Annotated in this window: 15 protein-coding genes and 6 tRNA genes; 7 read left to right on the forward strand and 14 right to left on the reverse strand. The window is 49.0% G+C overall.

The genetic code is table 11. The features are described 5' to 3' along the window. Positions 1–30 precede the first annotated feature (30 nt). From AKG09_RS05595 to AKG09_RS05605, 3 genes are all read right to left on the reverse strand, one after another. Positions 31–270: a DUF1653 domain-containing protein gene (locus AKG09_RS05595; protein WP_054618480.1), complete on the reverse strand. Its 240-nt coding sequence runs from the start codon at positions 268–270 to the stop codon at positions 31–33. Further along, positions 242–451 (reverse strand): hypothetical protein, encoded by a 210-nt coding sequence (locus tag AKG09_RS05600; protein ID WP_054618481.1) that lies wholly within the window; start codon positions 449–451, stop codon positions 242–244. Before AKG09_RS05600 ends, AKG09_RS05595 begins: the two co-directional genes overlap by 29 nt. A gap of 102 nt (positions 452–553) precedes the next feature. Further along, positions 554–757: a cold-shock protein gene (locus tag AKG09_RS05605; RefSeq protein WP_054618482.1), complete on the reverse strand. Its 204-nt coding sequence runs from the start codon at positions 755–757 to the stop codon at positions 554–556. 221 nt (positions 758–978) lie between these two features. On the opposite strand from AKG09_RS05605, the gene clpS reads away from it, so the two are divergent. From clpS to AKG09_RS05620, 3 genes are all read left to right on the forward strand, one after another. After that, on the forward strand, positions 979–1,293 hold the full coding sequence (clpS, locus tag AKG09_RS05610; protein ID WP_054618483.1) for an ATP-dependent Clp protease adapter ClpS: 315 nt from the start codon (positions 979–981) through the stop codon (positions 1,291–1,293). Continuing rightward, on the forward strand, positions 1,294–3,573 hold the full coding sequence (gene clpA, locus AKG09_RS05615; RefSeq protein ID WP_054618484.1) for an ATP-dependent Clp protease ATP-binding subunit ClpA: 2,280 nt from the start codon (positions 1,294–1,296) through the stop codon (positions 3,571–3,573). It abuts the gene before it with no gap. 328 nt (positions 3,574–3,901) lie between these two features. Then, positions 3,902–4,990: a hypothetical protein gene (locus AKG09_RS05620; RefSeq protein ID WP_054618485.1), complete on the forward strand. Its 1,089-nt coding sequence runs from the start codon at positions 3,902–3,904 to the stop codon at positions 4,988–4,990. Between the two features lie 110 nt (positions 4,991–5,100). Here the strand turns inward: AKG09_RS05620 and AKG09_RS05625 are convergent. The 8 genes from AKG09_RS05625 to cysE all read right to left on the reverse strand — a co-directional run bounded on the left by AKG09_RS05625 (position 5,101) and on the right by cysE (position 8,728). Next, a tRNA-Asp gene (locus tag AKG09_RS05625) sits at positions 5,101–5,177 on the reverse strand. Positions 5,178–5,189: 12 nt separating this feature from the next. Continuing rightward, positions 5,190–5,265: transfer RNA gene (locus AKG09_RS05630), tRNA-Val, on the reverse strand. Between the two features lie 44 nt (positions 5,266–5,309). Next, positions 5,310–5,386 (reverse strand) — tRNA-Asp (locus AKG09_RS05635). A 12-nt stretch (positions 5,387–5,398) separates the two neighbouring features. After that, a tRNA-Val gene (locus tag AKG09_RS05640) sits at positions 5,399–5,474 on the reverse strand. 41 nt (positions 5,475–5,515) lie between these two features. Next, positions 5,516–5,592: transfer RNA gene (locus AKG09_RS05645), tRNA-Asp, on the reverse strand. Positions 5,593–5,604: 12 nt separating this feature from the next. Then, positions 5,605–5,680, reverse strand: a tRNA-Val gene (locus AKG09_RS05650). Between the two features lie 67 nt (positions 5,681–5,747). Beyond that, complete coding sequence (locus AKG09_RS05655; protein ID WP_054618486.1) at positions 5,748–7,730, reverse strand: monovalent cation:proton antiporter family protein; 1,983 nt, start codon at positions 7,728–7,730, stop codon at positions 5,748–5,750. A gap of 206 nt (positions 7,731–7,936) precedes the next feature. Beyond that, on the reverse strand, positions 7,937–8,728 hold the full coding sequence (gene cysE, locus AKG09_RS05660; RefSeq protein WP_054618487.1) for a serine O-acetyltransferase: 792 nt from the start codon (positions 8,726–8,728) through the stop codon (positions 7,937–7,939). Positions 8,729–8,882: 154 nt separating this feature from the next. On the opposite strand from cysE, the gene dapE reads away from it, so the two are divergent. Then, complete coding sequence (dapE, locus tag AKG09_RS05665) at positions 8,883–10,016, forward strand: succinyl-diaminopimelate desuccinylase (protein ID WP_054618488.1); 1,134 nt, start codon at positions 8,883–8,885, stop codon at positions 10,014–10,016. Between the two features lie 66 nt (positions 10,017–10,082). Here the strand turns inward: dapE and AKG09_RS05670 are convergent, their stop codons facing one another. The 3 genes from AKG09_RS05670 to ttcA form a co-directional block, all read right to left on the reverse strand. Next, positions 10,083–10,574 (reverse strand): DUF456 domain-containing protein, encoded by a 492-nt coding sequence (locus AKG09_RS05670; protein WP_054618489.1) that lies wholly within the window; start codon positions 10,572–10,574, stop codon positions 10,083–10,085. Between the two features lie 194 nt (positions 10,575–10,768). Further along, the gene (locus tag AKG09_RS05675) at positions 10,769–11,386 is read right to left on the reverse strand and encodes an RDD family protein (protein WP_169311363.1); all 618 of its coding nucleotides are present in this window, start codon (positions 11,384–11,386) and stop codon (positions 10,769–10,771) included. A 173-nt stretch (positions 11,387–11,559) separates the two neighbouring features. Beyond that, on the reverse strand, positions 11,560–12,510 hold the full coding sequence (gene ttcA / locus AKG09_RS05680) for a tRNA 2-thiocytidine(32) synthetase TtcA (protein WP_054618490.1): 951 nt from the start codon (positions 12,508–12,510) through the stop codon (positions 11,560–11,562). A gap of 159 nt (positions 12,511–12,669) precedes the next feature. On the opposite strand from ttcA, the gene AKG09_RS05685 reads away from it, so the two are divergent. The 3 genes from AKG09_RS05685 to uvrA all read left to right on the forward strand — a co-directional run bounded on the left by AKG09_RS05685 (position 12,670) and on the right by uvrA (position 17,616). After that, positions 12,670–13,923 carry a lipoprotein-releasing ABC transporter permease subunit gene (locus AKG09_RS05685; protein ID WP_054618491.1) on the forward strand — a complete coding sequence of 418 codons (1,254 nt, stop codon included), beginning with the start codon at positions 12,670–12,672 and terminating at the stop codon, positions 13,921–13,923. Beyond that, positions 13,916–14,596: a lipoprotein-releasing ABC transporter ATP-binding protein LolD gene (lolD, locus tag AKG09_RS05690; RefSeq protein ID WP_054618492.1), complete on the forward strand. Its 681-nt coding sequence runs from the start codon at positions 13,916–13,918 to the stop codon at positions 14,594–14,596. Before AKG09_RS05685 ends, lolD begins: the two co-directional genes overlap by 8 nt. A gap of 188 nt (positions 14,597–14,784) precedes the next feature. After that, the gene (uvrA, locus tag AKG09_RS05695; RefSeq protein WP_054618493.1) at positions 14,785–17,616 is read left to right on the forward strand and encodes an excinuclease ABC subunit UvrA; all 2,832 of its coding nucleotides are present in this window, start codon (positions 14,785–14,787) and stop codon (positions 17,614–17,616) included. Positions 17,617–17,645 lie beyond the last annotated feature (29 nt).

Here is a 17,645-nt window from a genome sequence, read left to right on the forward strand (position 1 = left end):
AGGCATTGTAGCATAGGCCTGTCTGAAAAATCAGGTTGCTTGGATTAAGGTGAAACGACTTACGATTTGGCCTTGATATTCCAGCTTTTCAGAAAACATAGCGGCGGGGCGAACCCAAAGGCCGTATTCTCCGTAAAGTGCGCGGTAAACAACTAACCATTCTTCTGTTTCGGAATGCCGGGCAAGAGCCTGCAGTTCGTAAAGGTTTCCTTTGTAATGGCGGTATATGCCCGCAGGAATATCAGGCTTGCTTGGTGATGTGTTTTGCATAATATGCTGCGATTTTGTCGATAGAAGCTTGATCGTTGGGGGAAAGAACACGTTTAAGGGTTTTGAAGCGTAATGTTTGTAAATCTTGTTCTTCCGCTTTTGAGCAGTCTGCAGACTGGTTGTTTCTGAGATGGTTTATGATTTCGTCAAGTTGTTTGAGTGCGTTTTCGTAAGTGTTCATTTTATTCTGCCTTGTGAACAGTAAATTAAAAATGATAAATTAATGGCAGGTTTTTTAAACCTGCCATATTTGTTGATTGGAATCAATCCAACCCAATATCAATTAAGCGGCTTGAATATTAGCAGCTTGTTTACCTTTGGGGCCTGAAGTTACATCGAAAGAAACTTTTTGACCTTCTTTCAAAGTTTTAAAGCCTTCCATATTGATAGCTGAGAAATGTGCAAACAAATCTTCGCCGCCCTCATCGGGAGTGATGAAACCAAAACCTTTAGCGTCGTTAAACCATTTAACAGTACCGGTTGCCATGTAATACTACTTCCTATACAAAAAAATTAACAAATGAAAGCAAAATCAGGCAACGCTGTAAAACTAAAAGCCATCGATCTCTCCAAAAGCTATTATTTTTATTGATGCCAAGCTCTGCTTGATGTCTTTTTACCTGTGTAAAGCATGCCCGTCAAGTAATGTTTTGGAAAAACATAAAAATTTATTAAAATGGGAAAAAATACAACAGAAAACGGGATATCATGAGTCAAAAAAACCGTAACGATGCAGATAGTGCCACACTGAGCAATCAGGCACGAACACGACCGCCGAAAAAATATGGGGTGTACCTTTTGAATGATGATTACACCACAATGGATTTTGTGGTGGAGATTTTGCGCGGAGTATTCGCACTGACACACGAACGTGCAGTAGCGGTGATGCTGTTGGTACATCATGAAGGCAAAGGTTTGTGTGGTGTTTATACGCGTGATATTGCAGAAACCAAGCAATATCAGGTAACGGAGCGGGCAAAGCAGGAAGGTTGCCCACTAAAATGCAGCGTAGAGGAGATATAAGTGATTTCAGCCGAATTAGAACGTATTTTGCAATATATCTATGCCGATGCCAGAGCACGCGGCTATGAGTTGATCAGCTTGGAGCATTTGCTGCTGATTTTGATTGAGCAATCGGATGATGTGCATAACCTTTTAAAAGCCGTAGGTGCGGATTTACAACTTTTAAGCAGCCAGTTGATGAATTCTGTGGTGGAAAATACGCCGATGTTGCCGCAGGATTCTATGGGGCATATAGAAACACAGCCTACTATTGGTTTTCAACGTGTTTTGCAGCGTGCCATCATACATGCCCAATCCGCAGATAAACAGGAAGTGCTGCCGATGGATATCTTGGTCGCCCTGATGGGCGAAAAAGAATGTCCGGCTGTATATTTCCTTAGTTTGCAATCAATAGGCCGTTATGAAATTCTCAACTATCTTGCACATGGTGAAAGCCACACGGATAGTGCGGATTATCGTTCTGTGGGCGAAGATACGGACTCAAAAGAAAAAAGCAAAGACGATTTGAGCAGCTATACGGTTAATTTGAATGCCGAAGTTATTGCAGGAAGAATAGATCCTTTAATTGGAAGAAAACATGAGATGGAGCGTTTGGTGCAGGTTTTGTGCCGTCGGCGAAAAAACAACCCATTGCTGGTGGGTGAAGCTGGTGTTGGGAAAACTGCGCTGGCAGAAGGGTTGGCTCATCAGATTGTAAATCATCAAATTCCCGAAACATTAAAAGATGCTGTGGTTTTTACTTTGGATATGGGCGCTTTGCTGGCAGGCACCAAATACCGTGGCGACTTCGAAGCTCGGGTAAAGGCGGTGTTAAAAGCGTTGGCTGAAGTTCCTAATGCAATTTTATTTATTGATGAAATCCACACCATTATCGGGGCAGGCAGTACTTCCGGCGGCACAATGGATGCTTCAAATCTACTTAAACCCGCATTGGCTAAAGGGCAACTTCGCTGTATCGGTGCCACTACTTATGATGAATACCGAACAATTTTCGATAAGGATCATGCTTTAAGCCGGCGTTTCCAAAAAATAGATGTGGTAGAGCCGACAGTAGAAGAAACCGTGCAGATTCTGCGTGGGTTAAAACCTATGTTTGAAGATTTCCATCAAGTTCGGTACACGCATGGGGCATTAGAGGCTGCTGCTGAATTGTCTGCCCGCTACATTAACGAACGTTTTTTACCTGATAAGGCAATTGATGTGGTTGATGAGGCGGGTGCTGCACAACGGATTCTGCCTAAATCCAAACAGAAAAAAGTGATTGGAAAGGCGCAGATTGAAGCTGTGATTGCCAAAGTGGCGCGAATTCCTGAAAAGACTGTTTCGCATGATGACAAACAAGTGCTGCAATATCTGGCACGTGATTTGAAAAATATGGTGTTCGGGCAAGATAAAGCGATTGATGCATTGGCAGCAGCGGTAAAAATGTCGCGATCAGGTTTGGGGCAGCCCGATAAACCCATCGGTAGCTTTCTGTTTTCCGGCCCGACCGGCGTGGGAAAAACCGAAGTTGCCAAGCAGCTGGCATTTGCACTTGGTGTTCCGTTGCAACGATTTGATATGTCGGAATATATGGAGCGCCATGCAGTATCACGCTTGATTGGTTCTCCGCCGGGGTATGTCGGCTTTGAACAAGGAGGCTTGCTTACTGAAGCTGTGAATAAACAGCCTTATTGTGTTTTACTGCTCGATGAAATTGAAAAAGCGCATCCTGATATATTCAACGTTCTACTTCAGGTAATGGATTACGGTAAATTAACCGATAATAATGGCAAAAGCGCTGATTTCCGCAATGTAATTATTATTATGACAACCAACGCAGGTGCAGAGAGTTTAAGCCGTCCCACTTTGGGTTTTACTAATCAACGTGAACGCGGTGATGAGATGGTTGCTATCAATAAAACGTTTACTCCGGAATTCCGTAACCGTATTGATGCAGTCATTCCATTTGCACCGCTGAGTGAACCGATTATTGCAAAAGTAGTGGATAAATTTTTGCTGCAATTGGAAAAGCAGCTGCTTGATAAAAAAGTGGAAGTGGAGTTCACACCAAGTTTACGGAAATATCTGGCAGAAAAAGGTTTTGATCCACAAATGGGCGCGCGTCCTATGCATCGTTTGATTCAGGATAAAATCCGCAAGGCGTTGGCTGATGAGCTGTTGTTTGGTAAGTTAACGGACGGTGGGTTTGTCAGAATAGATTGGGATAAGGAAAAAGAAACAGTAGTATTGAAGTTTAAGAAAATTGAGCAGAAAAATACGGCAGTTGCTGATGCTTAATAATTGATCATGAATGCCTGTCTGAAAAAAGTTTCAGACAGGCATTGTTTATTTATAGCTAATCAAATTAATTTTAATATGAAATTAAAACTATAACTAAAGTAATTTTAAAAGATGGTTTTTAAGAAAAGTTATTTGCCGTTAAAAATATAGCATATACCTTGAAAACTCTTGTTGTGAAACAATCTAATTTTTAAGTATATCTTTTGAGGTATAGCTGTTGATTGCGCATAAATTTGCCAATAATCAAAATTAAAGACGGTTAGCGTTTTGTTTTAGTGAGTTTACCGTAAGTAACTTCTATTTCATTTATCGAAAGGACTTTAGTATGAACTTAGATACCATCAAAGAAATTCAGAACAAGCGGTCTTATCCAAGTGTGACGATTACCTTACCTACTTACCGTACATCGCCTGATAATGACAAAGATCCTATTCGGTTAAAAAATTTGGTAAGTGAAGCAGTGAATCGCTTGGAAGAAGAATTCGGTAAGCGCGAAACAGCCGATATTGTGACTGAAATTCATCGATTAGCCGATAACGTAGATCATGAGCATAATCTTGATGGATTGGTTATTTTTGCGAGTGCCGAATACAGCGGTCTTTTCAAATTGCCTTTCAGATTACCAGAGCACCTAAGTATTGAAGATAATTTCGTAACTCGGGATTTAGTTTATGCAATGAATCGTAGTCCATTGTACTTGCTGACAGTGTTAAGTGAAAATGGTTCGCGATTGTTTGTGGGCCGTAAGGACTTACTTAACGAAGTGAATGCGTATGGCTTTCCGTTCAGCTTGGAGAATGTTGTCGCAAGTGCGAGCATTAGTCAGGATATCAGCCATGTGCGGGATCAGATTCTGACCGATCAAATGCGCGAAGTAGGTGATGCTTTGGTGGAAGCTCAAAAGCAAATTCCAGCTCCTATCGTGGTAGTTGGTGTGGATCGAAATATTGGACACTTCCGTGACGGGGCCCGCAATAGTGACGATGTTATGCTGTATATACACAGTGGGCTCAGTGATGAAACAGAACATCAGTTGGTTAAAAATATTTGGCCGCAGATTAAAGAAGCTTTGGATGAAGAGCGTCAAAAAGTATTTGTCGATTTAGAAAATGCTAAAGGCAACAACTTATTTGTTGGCGGATTGAATGAAATTTGGCAGGCTGCAGTAGACGGACGTGCCGAAGTGTTGGTTCTGGAAGAGGATTTGAAAATTCCTGCTAAAGTAAGTGGAGATGGTAGAACGCTAACACTTTTGGCGGAAGGTTTTGCTCAAACCGAACATACTTATGAAGATATTGTAGATGAGATTATCGAGAAAGTTTTAGCAAACGGCGGCCGTGTTAAGTTTGTGGATAATGATAGTTTGAAAGCAATCAATCCGATGCGCGGCATAGCGGTAATTACACGTTATTAATATGCTTTTTTCTTAGCAAAACAACCGCTTGTAGATTCTTAAGCGGTTGTTTTTATTTAAATCAAAAGAGCCAACGAAATAATTTGTTGGCTCTTTTGATTAAGATAAGTTGGCGGAGTGGACGGGGCTCGAACCCGCGACCCCCGGCGTGACAGGCCGGTATTCTAACCAACTGAACTACCACTCCGCGCGAAAAGCTTGGTGGGTGATGACGGAGTCGAACCGCCGACATTCTGCTTGTAAGGCAGACGCTCTACCAACTGAGCTAATCACCCTGAATTAATAAAAGCATTGCGTTAAACGCTTTAATGAATTGTATTGGCGGAGTGGACGGGGCTCGAACCCGCGACCCCCGGCGTGACAGGCCGGTATTCTAACCAACTGAACTACCACTCCGCGCGAAAAGCTTGGTGGGTGATGACGGAGTCGAACCGCCGACATTCTGCTTGTAAGGCAGACGCTCTACCAACTGAGCTAATCACCCTAAATAATAAAAGCGTTTGCGTAAACGCTTTGTTGTATTGTTGGCGGAGTGGACGGGGCTCGAACCCGCGACCCCCGGCGTGACAGGCCGGTATTCTAACCAACTGAACTACCACTCCGCGCGAAAAGCTTGGTGGGTGATGACGGAGTCGAACCGCCGACATTCTGCTTGTAAGGCAGACGCTCTACCAACTGAGCTAATCACCCTTGTGTTCGCTGTGAGAACGTGATTAAACCAAATTCTGGCTTTCTGCGCAAGTGCTTTTTGAGGAAATTATTCGCTTCCTTGTAACGACCAGTTTTCAAAAGAAATTATTTTTTCTTTTCTGCCGATGATAATCAGGATGTCGTTAGGTTCAAGTACGAAATCGGGAGTGAAATCACGGATTTGGCTGGTTTGACGGCGGACGGCAGCGAGCTTCACTTGTGTTTCGTTCAGGGGAAGCTCCCGGATGCTTTTACCGACGGCGTAAGCTTCCCGTGGCAGGGCGAAAGCGTATCGGTTTACGCTGTTGATTTCATTGTAAAAACTTTCTTCATCGTCGGAGCCGCTGATTAAGCCTTCTAAAATTTGGTAGCGGCTGCGTCTTACGTCGGAAATGATTTGATGCACGCGCTGGTAGGAGAGGCCGCTGTTGATCATGGCGAAAGAGGCTAGGGCGAGGCTGGCTTCGCGTGTGTCGGAGATAACTTCTTCTGCGCCTAAGTCGGTAAATTTGTCGATATAGTCATCGGTAACGGCGCGTACATGGACCGGCATGGTGGGATGCAGATGCATGATGCTGTCGAGAACGTGCTCCGTTTCGTGCATGTTGTTCAGCGTGATGATTACGGCTTGTGCACGGGAGAGGCCGGCTGCTTCAAGAATCTCTTTGCGTTTGGCATCGCCGAACGCAACGGGCTCGCCGATGCCGCGCGCTATTTGAACCCGCTCTGCGTCTAAATCCAAGGCATAGTAGGGGATATCTTGTGCAGCCAGTATTCTGCCGATGTTTTGGCCGCCGCGTCCGAAACCGATAAGTAGGATATGGTCGGATTTGCTCATGGTGTCAATCAGCATTTTTTGCAGATCGGCTGCTTGCAGATCCCAGCTCGGCTTAATCAGTTTGTTGATGGCCTTATCGCTGCCGTTGAGGATAAATGGTGCGGCGATCATGGAAAGCAGGATGGCGGCGGTGGCGGCCTGCTCCAAATTGTCGGAAATAAGAGCCAGATTGCCGCTTACGGCGAGAATAACGAAGCCGAACTCACCGCCTTGCGCCAGATATAGGGCTGCTTTCAGGCTTTCGGCGCCGGTGTGCTTCATGCGCCAGGCAATCAGGAAAACGATCAGGGCTTTCAGCGGAATAATAATGGCGAGCAAAATCATGACCAAAGGCCAGTTTTCCACCAAAACGTTGAGGTTGAGCTTCATGCCTACCGTGATGAAAAAGAAGCCGAGCAAAATGTCGCGAAACGGTCGGATATCGTCTTCCACTTGGAAGCGGTATTCGGTTTCCGAAAGCAGCATGCCGGCCACGAATGCGCCTAAGGCAAGTGAGAGGCCTTCCAGTTCGGTAAGGTAGGCGATGCCCAGTGTGACCAGTAAAACATTGATCATGAACAGTTCCGACGACTTGGCTTTTGCCACCAAGCGGAACCAGGGTGTCATCACGCGGCTGCCGATGATAAACAATACGCAAAGAGTGAGCACCATTTTGACTGCGGCAAGGGAAAGCTCCCACCAAAGGTTGCCGCTGTTGCCTCCGGCCAGGGCGGGCAGCAGAATCATCAGAGGCACCACGGCGATATCCTGCATCAGCAACACGCCCATCGCCATTTGGCCGTGTTGCTGGCCCAATTCGGTTTTTTCAGAAAGAATGCGGCTGACGATGGCGGTGGACGACATAACCAAAGCGCCGGCAACGGCAAAGGCCTGGGTAAACGGCGTGTTTTGGCTGATAATCAGAATGCCTAATACGGCGGCAAGGGTAATACCGATTTGCAGGCCGCCCAAGCCGAACACCAAGCGGCGCATGGAGTTCAGCTTGGAAAGTGAAAATTCCAAGCCGATGCTGAACATCAGGAATACGATACCGATTTCCCCCAAATAGTCGGTAGCGCTGCTTTGCGGGATGAGGTGCAGCACGCCCGGGCCGGCGATAAAGCCGACCAGCAGATAGCCCAGCATGGAGGGAATGTTGAAACGGCGGCAGGCAATAACCGCGATAACGGCAACAAGTAAGACGAGAACGACGGGTGCGAGTGAGAAATGCACGGAAAGACTCCACAGATAGCGGGTTTTGGAAAGACAGCGGCAAATGTTATTGTGAGTTGTTAGCCGATACCATTATGCCTGTCTGAACTTTTCAGACAGGCATAATTATACTATGGATAAACGGGGCAAACGCAGTTTGCCGGTTGTTTTATATGTGTTTCAGACAGGCATTTGCGTGTTGATAAGATGCCTGTCTGAAAGCGGATTCAAATCGAATAGAAAAACGCAATGTTTTGATCCATGTCGGCGGCCGGCATGTTTTTGGCTTTGCCCACCGCTCTGGCAGGCACGCCGACAACGGTGGTGTTCGGCTCCACGTCCGCCACCACAACGCTGCCCGCACCGATTTTGGCGCACTCTCCGATGAGGATGTTGCCGAGTACGGAAGCGTTGGCGCCTATCATGACACCGTCGCCCACTTTCGGGTGTCGGTCGCCGCTTTCTTTGCCCGAACCGCCGAGGGTTACGCCGTGCAAAATCGAAATATCGTTGCCCAAAACAGCGGTTTCTCCCACCACCACGCCCGTGCCGTGGTCAATCATGATGCCGCTGCCGAAGCGCGCTGCGGGGTGGATGTCGACGCCGAACACTTCCGATGAGCGGTTTTGCAGAAAATAGGCCAAAGTCTGGCGGCCGTTTTGCCACAGCCAGTGGTTGATGCGGTGTGCCTGAATGGCATGGAAGCCTTTGAAATAGAGCAGCGGCAGGCAATATTGGTCGCACGCGGGATCGCGCTCGTAATAGGCTTTTATGTCGTCCTGCATGGCTTTTGAAATGGAAGGGTCGTCTTCCAGGGCGCGCAGATAGATTTCAAACAAAGCGCGCGCGTCCATCGTGGTGCTGGAGAGTTTGCTGGACAAATGAAACGCCAATACGCGGTCGAGGCAGTTGTGCCGCAGCACGGTTAAATGCAGAAAGCTGGCCAGCATGGGCTCTTCGGCGGCGGCTCTTGCGGTTTCTTCTCTGATGGTGTCCCAAATAAATTTTTTGTTTTCCATTTTCAGACAGGCCTTTGTAGAATTTTCGGGTAAGGTGATTGTAACGGAATGAGTTTTTTTGACAAGTTTTGTGATTCGGCGTGAAGCGGCGGTATGCCTGTCTGAAACAAAGCTGATACAATCTCCAACTTCATTTCGACAACCGGAAACTGCGATGACTGAAACCGCTACTTTAGAATTGGCCAAAGCACTGATTGCCCAAGCATCCGTCACACCCGACGACAAAAACTGCCAAGCCATTTTGGCCGGGCGGCTTGAGGCAATGGGCTTTACGGTAGAAGCCATGAATTTTGGCGACACGAAAAATTTCTGGGCGCGCAAAGGCAGCGCAGCGCCGGTTGTGTGTTTTGCCGGGCATACCGATGTGGTGCCCCCGGGCCCTGAAGAAAAATGGGCGTCTCCGCCTTTTGTGCCGACAGAGCGGGAAGGCTGCCTGTATGGCCGGGGGGCTGCGGATATGAAAACCAGCATTGCGGCTTTTGTTACCGCGTGCGAGCGCTTTGTGGCGGCAAATCCGGAACACAAAGGCAGCATTGCTTTTTTGATTACTTCCGATGAAGAAGGCGATGCGTATGACGGCACGGTCAAAGTGGTTGAAGCGCTGCAAAAGCGCGGCGAGGGAATTGATTATTGCATTGTGGGCGAGCCGACAGCGGTAAACCGCGTGGGCGACACCATTAAAAACGGCCGCCGCGGTTCGCTCTCGGGCAACCTCACAGTTAAAGGCAAACAGGGGCACATCGCCTACCCGCATTTGGCGGTAAACCCCGTGCACACAGTGGCGCCCGCTTTGCTGGAGCTGACTGCTGAAGAGTGGGACAAAGGCAACGATTATTTCCCGCCGACCGGTTTTCAGATTTCCAATATCAACGGCGGCACGGGTGCAACCAATGTGATTCCGGGCGTGTTGAACATCAAATTCAATTTCCGCTTTTCCACCGAATCGACGGAGGCAGGCTTAAAAGAACGGGTGCATGCGATTTTGGATAAACACGGCGTGGATTACGATTTGGAATGGTCGTGCTCCGGCCAGCCTTTCCTTACCGAAGCCGGCCGGCTCACGCAGGTGGCTCAGGCCGCGGCAGCCGAAGTGTGCGGCATCCAAACCGAACTTTCCACCAGCGGCGGCACGTCCGACGGCCGTTTCATTAAAGCCGTTGCAAAAGAATTGATTGAATTGGGGCCTTCCAATGCCAGCATCCACCAGATTAACGAGCACGTGCTTTTAGAAGACATTCCCAAACTTTCCGCTGTTTACGAATACATGCTGGCCGAGTTGCTCAAATAAACACAATGCCTGTCTGAAAAAACGGTTTGCTTTCAGACAGGCATTGTTTTATGGGGTTTGAAAAGCTTAATTAAACAGGCTGACAATCCATACAGCAGCCAAAGTGATCACAATAGCGGCGGCACAGCCCACTTTTGCCACCACGCCGAGTATGAAACCGATAAATGTGCCGATGCTCACTTTTCCTGCCGACCACACATCTTTTCTGGCAATGATTTCACCCGTTGCCGCACCGATAATAGGGCCGATTAATAAGCCGGGAATGCTGAAAAATGCGCCGACCACACCGCCGATAAACGAGCCCCAGATGGCTTGTTTGCTGGCACCGGTAAATTTTGCGCCCAGCATACCGGCTACGTAATCGGTGGCGGTGCCGATGGCTGCGAACACACCTAAAGCAATCAAAGTATTGGTGCCGATAATCTGGTAATCGCCTGCATAAGCCAGTAGCCACGCGCCGCCAAACATCAAACCTAAGCCGGGAATGGCCGGATAAATCGTTCCGAGTAGGCCGATAACAAGGCAGATTAAGCCGCAAAGAATAAGGATAGTAGTCATGAGTATTCCGGATTTTAGGTGAACTGATAGTGCCTGTCTGAAACAAACAGGGTGTTAGGCTGTTGCGGATTGGATTATAAAAGGCTTGCTATGATGAGATAAGTCTAATTTTCGTGGTTTTACGAAAGAGTTAAATCAGGTCAGTTACGCGATAAACAATGCCTGTCTGAATGTTTTCAGACAGGCATTGTTGCTTAATCAGGCAATTTCACCACAACCGTATCGGCAACGTAATCCTGTAAAGTGCGGCGGTCGCGTTTTACATTAAAAAGCATAACCAAACAAATTAAATTAGGCAGCCAGCTGATGAGGTTGGAGAGCACTTCAAGTGCAGTTTCGGAAACCAACGCGCTGACAATCATCACAAGCAAAGCCACAATAATGCTCACAGCAATGTTGTAAACCACTTCACGCAGCAATACCGTGCCGAGAAAGCCGGCTTCATCACCGTTAGACTTAATCACTTTGATTTTAAGCAGGCGTTTCCCCAGAGACTGGCCGTGCTTGCTCATGATAACAATCTGCCAAATGCCGTAAACCAAATAAACTAAAATGCTCAACAAAAATACAGGGTGGGCAAATACGCTGCTCAAAGCAGAAAAAACAGCTTCCGGGTTATTCTCATTAATGCCTTTGAACTGTTCTGAGTTTTTGATAATCAGCACAACCATCGTTGCAAACAAAGGAATCAAGGCGATGATGGAAAACAGAATATTCAATGCGCAAGCGCCGATTCGCAAACCGGGCGGCGCGATTTTCACTTCAATTTGATTGTCTTCAGGAAGCGGGAGGCTGTTTAAATTATTCATCATAATCATCCTTATGGAAAACAGAGTGTGTCGGTATAACCGAAAACTGAACAGTCAACAGTAAGGCGGCGCTATGCAGATAATATAGGCAATACAGTGCCGCAGGATATTCAGTTTCGGCTGTTACAGTCGGTTGCTTCAAATTTGCCAACAACCGCAAACATACTTCATCAAACTTAACATTTAGGCTTGCTGGCCAATATATTAATCACTTTTCGGGTTTGCGTCGCCTCAATTTTGATGGCGTTACCGTATTCATCAGAATGCCTGTCTGAAAAGTGCTGCGGCATGGCTTCTTTATCGAAAGCCGTGTCACCACCGTGTTTCAAAACCTGCCCGCGCTCCAAACCGGCAAAATCAAACAAGGCCGTATCGGCCAGATGCGAGGGCACAACATTTTGCAGGGCGGAAAACATGGATTCGATGCGGCCCGGGAAGCGTTTGTCCCAATCTTGCAGCATTTCCTTAATCACCTGGCGTTGCAAATTGGGCTGTGAGCCGCATAGATTGCACGGAATAATCGGAAATTGTTTTAGCTCGGCATAGCGCGCTAAATCTTTTTCTTTCACATAAGCAAGCGGGCGGATAACGATGTGTTCGCCGTTGTCGCTCACCAGCTTGGGCGGCATGGCTTTAAGCTTGCCGCCGTAAAACATATTCAAAAACAGCGTTTCCAGAATATCGTCTCGGTGGTGGCCGAGCGCGATTTTGGTGCAGCCCAGCTCTTTGGCAACGCGGTAAAGCACACCGCGACGCAGGCGGCTGCAAAGCGAGCAGGTGGTTTTGCCTTCTTCAATCACACGCTTCACCACGGAATAAGTGTCTTCTTCGATAATCTTATAAGGTACACCGATGCTTTCGAGATATTGCGGCAACACGTGCTCGGGAAAGTCCGGTTGCTTTTGATCGAGGTTTACGGCAATCAGCTCGAAATCCACCGGCGCGCTGGCTTGAAGCTGGCGCAGAATATCCAGAAGGGCATAGCTGTCTTTCCCGCCAGAAAGGCAGACCATGATTTTGTCGCCGTGCTCAATCATATTGAAATCATTGATGGCATCGCCCACGGCATGGCGCAGGCGTTTGTTTAATTTATTGTTTTCAAGCTCGTGTTTGGGTTTTCTAGACATGGAAGCGTGTTTGAATTTCGTTTGAATCAAGAGCGGAATTATACCTGAATCGGCTTCCGAAGCGCAGATTTACTTCTTTCAGACAGGCTTAAACCGATTTAACCCGATTTACGGTACAATGCGCGTTTATTTTCAGCTGAAGGAAGGCGGCCTTTACAAATGGCTTCTTTAGAAACTTGGATTGGTTTGCGCTATCTGCGTGCGAAAAAACGCAACGGTTTCATGTCTTTTATTACCTTAATTTCCATTTTGGGTATCGCACTGGGTGTGGCGGCGCTGATTATCGTGCTCTCAGTAGTGGCAGGATTCCAAAAGGATATCCGCGGAGCGCTGCTGCATGTGGCGCCGCATGCGGAAATCGGCTATTTCGAAATGGGCGGTGGTGAAAAATGGCAGGATTTGCGCAAATATGTGCAAGGCAAGAAAGAAGTGCTGGCTACCGCGCCTTATATTGCCGATCAGGCTTTGCTGGCAAATTCGGGGGAAGTTCAAGGCGTGCAGCTGCGTGGCATCCTGCCCGATGAAGAAAAAAAAGTGGTCGATTATAGCGACAAAATGAAAGTGGGCCGCTTTGATGATTTACGCCCCGGAGAATTCGACATTATTTTGGGCGAAGGTTTGGCCGAAGCGCTCGGCGCAGAGCAGGGCGGGAAAGTAACCGTGATTACGCCCGAAGGAAATGTTACGCCTGCCGGCGTGGTGCCGCGTTTAAAGCAGTTTAACGTGGTAGGTATTGTCAAAACAGGCGTGTATGAATTGGATCATTCATTGGCGCTTACCCACCTGATTGATGCGCAAACGCTTTACCGTTTGGGTGAGGATAATGTAAACGGCTTGCGGCTGAAACTCGCCGATCCGCACAATGCGCCGGAATTTACCCAGAATCTGATTCCTGTGGCCGAGCAGCATAAAATATGGGTGCGCGACTGGACATTCTCCAACCGCAGCTATTTTGAAGCAGTTAAGTTTGAAAAGCTGATGCTGTTTATTATCTTAACGTTGATTATTGCCGTGGCTGCATTTAATTTGGTGTCGTCTTTGGTAATGGCGGTTACTGAAAAACAGGCCGATATTGCTATTTTGCGTACGCTGGGCTTGTCGCCCGGCAGCGTGATGAAGATTTTTATGGTGCAGGGTGCTTTTGCCGGATTTGTGGGCACTTTGGTCGGCGTTGTGGTTGGGGTGCTGGTTGGCGTGAACATGGGCAGAATCATTGCCGCCGTTGAAAACCTGATAGGTAAAAAATTGGTTAATCCGCAATTTTATTTTATCGACTATGTACCCAGCCACGTTGACATAAACGATGTGGTTATCATCGTTGCGATTTCCCTTTCTTTGTCATTTTTAGCCACACTCTACCCGAGCTGGCGCGCTGCGAAAACCCAACCTGCGGAGGCTTTGCGCTATGAATAATCTGGTTTTAAACTGCCAAAACATCAGCAAAAGCTATAACGACGGAGTGCTGAATGTGCAAGTGTTGAAAGGCTTGAGCTTGCAGGTTCGGGAGGGGCAGAGCGTCAGTATTATCGGCGCTTCGGGCAGCGGCAAATCGACTTTGCTGCATATCCTCGGCGGCCTTGATATGCCAAGCTCGGGAAAAGTTGAGCTGATGGGCAATGATTTGAATGCATTAAACCAAAAACAATTGGGTAATTTGCGCAACCAATATTTAGGCTTTGTTTATCAATTCCATCATCTGCTACCGGAATTTTCCGCACTCGAAAACGTGATGATGCCGCTTTTAATCGGCAAAAAGCCCAAAGCCGAAGCCGAAAGCCAAGCCGCAGCCATGTTGGAACGGGTAGGCTTAAAAGCGCGTATGCAACACCGCCCGAGCGAGCTTTCCGGCGGCGAACGCCAGCGTGCCGCTATCGCCCGCGCACTGGTTACACGCCCGAAATGCCTGCTTGCAGACGAACCTACCGGCAATCTCGACCGCAAAAATGCGCAAAACGTGCTGGATATGATGATTGATTTGAAACGTGAGCTCGGCACCAGTCTGGTGGTGGTTACACATGACGACGAGCTAGCCGGCCGCTTCGACCAAGTAATGATGATGCAGGAAGGCACGTTGATTCATAAATGATGCCTGTCTGAAAAAATGCCTGTCTGAATATTTTCAGACAGGCATTGTGTTTTTTGGCTTGAATTAGGCAACGCTGCAACCTGATAAATTTTTCGGCAAGCATCACTTTTGTTTTGCATATAAGGCTATCTCTTTCATAACGATACACGTTAAAATAAGCGGTTTCCCATATTTTTCAGACAGGCATCATGAGCAAGCAAGACAACGACACCATCCGCATCCGCGGCGCACGCACCCATAATCTGAAAAACGTCGATCTCGACATCCCCCGCCACAAGCTCGTGGTGGTAACGGGTTTGTCGGGCAGCGGCAAATCCTCGCTCGCGTTCGATACGCTCTATGCCGAAGGCCAGCGCCGTTATGTGGAAAGCCTTTCCGCCTATGCGCGCCAGTTTTTGCAGATGATGGATAAGCCCGACGTCGATTTGATCGAAGGCTTGTCGCCGGCGATTTCGATTGAACAAAAGTCCACCAGCCACAACCCGCGCTCCACCGTCGGCACCGTTACCGAAATCCACGACTATCTGCGCCTCTTGTATGCCCGCGTCGGCACGCCGCATTGCCCCGAGCACGATTTGCCCTTGAGCAGCCAAACCGTATCGCAAATGGTGGATCACGTTTTAAGCCTGCCTGAAGACACCCGCGTGATGATTCTCGCCCCCGCCGTGCGCGAACGCAAAGGCGAGTTTGTCGATTTCTTTGCCGACTTGCAGGCGCAAGGCTTTGCCCGCGTGCGTGTGGACGGCGAAGTCTATCAACTCGACGAAGTGCCCAAGCTCGAAAAAAACATCAAGCACAATATCGACGTGGTCATCGACCGCGTGAAAGTGAAAGCCTACATCAAACAGCGGCTGGCCGAAAGTTTTGAAACCGCCCTGCGCCACGGCGGCGAACGTGCGCTGGCAATGGAGATGGACAGCGGCGAAGAGCATTGGTTTTCCTCGCAATTCGCCTGCCCCGTGTGCTCATACAGCCTGCCCGAACTCGAACCGCGCCTGTTTTCTTTCAACAACCCCGTCGGCGCCTGCCCCACTTGCGACGGCTTGGGCAGCATGAATTTCTTCGACCCCGAACGCGTAGTCGCCCACCCCGAGCTTTCCCTTGCCGTCGGTGCGATTAAAGGCTGGGACAAACGCAACCAGTTCTATTTCCAAATGATTCAATCGCTGGCGCGGCATTATCAATTCGATGTCGATACCCCGTTTGAAGCGCTACCTGAAAACATCCGCAAAATCGTGCTGCACGGCTCCGGCAAAGAAGTGATTGATTTCACCTACCTTTCCGAACGCGGCACCACCTTCAACCGCAGCCACGCCTTTGAAGGCATCATCCCCAACCTCGAACGCCGCTACCGCGAAACCGATTCGCCCACTGTGCGCGAACAGCTCGCCGAATACCAAAGCCACCGCGCCTGCCCGAGCTGCGGCGGCGCACGTTTGCGCAAAGAAGCACGTTATGTTTATGTGGGCAAACAGCCGCTGCACGAAATTTCCGCATGGCCGCTCACCCAAACGCACCAATTCTTTGAAACCCTCGATTTAGAAGGCAACAAAAAACACATCGCCGAAAAAATCCTCAAAGAAATCACCGAGCGCTTGGGCTTTCTGATTAACGTCGGCCTTGATTATCTGAACCTCAGCCGCAGCGCCGAAACCCTTTCCGGCGGCGAAGCCCAGCGCATCCGCCTCGCCAGCCAAATCGGCAGCGGACTCACCGGCGTGATGTACGTGTTGGACGAACCCTCCATCGGCCTGCACCAGCGCGACAACGACCGTCTACTCGCCACCCTCAAACGCCTACGCGACCTCGGCAACAGCGTCATCGTGGTCGAACACGACGAAGATGCCATCCGCGAAGCCGATTTCGTTATCGACATGGGCCCCGGCGCGGGCGAACACGGCGGCAACGTTATCATCGCCGACACGCCCGACAAAGTTGCCGCCTGCACAAACTCCGTTACCGGCCAATACCTCAGCGGCAAAAAAGCCATCGCCGTGCCGTCTGAAAGAACGCCCGTCAACCCCGAAAAAATGCTCGTCCTCAAAGGCGCACGCGGCAACAACCTCAAAAACGTTACCCTCGAACTGCCTTTGGGTTTGATTACCTGCATCACCGGCGTATCCGGCAGCGGCAAATCCACCCTGATTAACGACACCCTCGCCAAAATCACCGCGCGCGAACTCAACCGCGCCCACGAAGAACCCGCGCCCTACGACGACATCACCGGCCTCGAACACCTCGACAAAGTCATCAACGTCGACCAATCCCCCATCGGCCGCACACCACGCTCCAACCCCGCCACCTACACCGGCCTCTTTACCCCCATCCGCGAACTCTTCGCCGGCGTACCCCTCGCCCGCGAACGCGGCTACAATGTCGGCCGCTTCTCGTTCAACGTCAAAGGCGGCCGCTGCGAAGCCTGCCAAGGCGACGGCGTGATTAAAGTAGAAATGCACTTCCTGCCCGACGTTTACGTGCCCTGTGAAGTGTGCCACGGCAAACGCTACAACCGCGAAACCCTTGAAGTGCAATACAAAGGCAAAAACATCAGCCAAGTGCTCGACATGACCGTAGAAGAAGCCCGCGAATTCTTCGACGCCGTACCCACCGTATCCCGCAAACTGCAAACCCTGATGGACGTAGGCCTAGGCTACATCCGCCTCGGCCAATCCGCCACCACCCTCTCCGGCGGCGAAGCCCAACGCGTCAAACTCGCCCTCGAACTCTCCAAACGCGACACCGGCCGCACCCTCTACATCCTAGACGAACCCACCACCGGCCTGCACTTCGCCGACATCGCCTTGCTGCTGGAAGTAATAGGCCGTCTGAAAGGCAAAGGCAACTCGATTGTGATTATTGAGCATAATCTGGATGTGATTAAAACGGCGGATTATATTGTGGACTTGGGGCCGGAAGGGGGCGATGGCGGGGGGAGGATTATTGCCAAAGGCTCGCCGGAAGAAGTGGTTAAGGTTGAGGGGAGTTATACAGGGAAATATTTGAAGAATATGTTGAAATGATTTTCAAACTGTCTAGATGTCTATAATTT

Source organism: Neisseria sp. 83E34, assembly GCF_001308015.1.
In the GTDB taxonomy this organism is placed as follows: Bacteria; Pseudomonadota; Gammaproteobacteria; order Burkholderiales; family Neisseriaceae; genus Neisseria.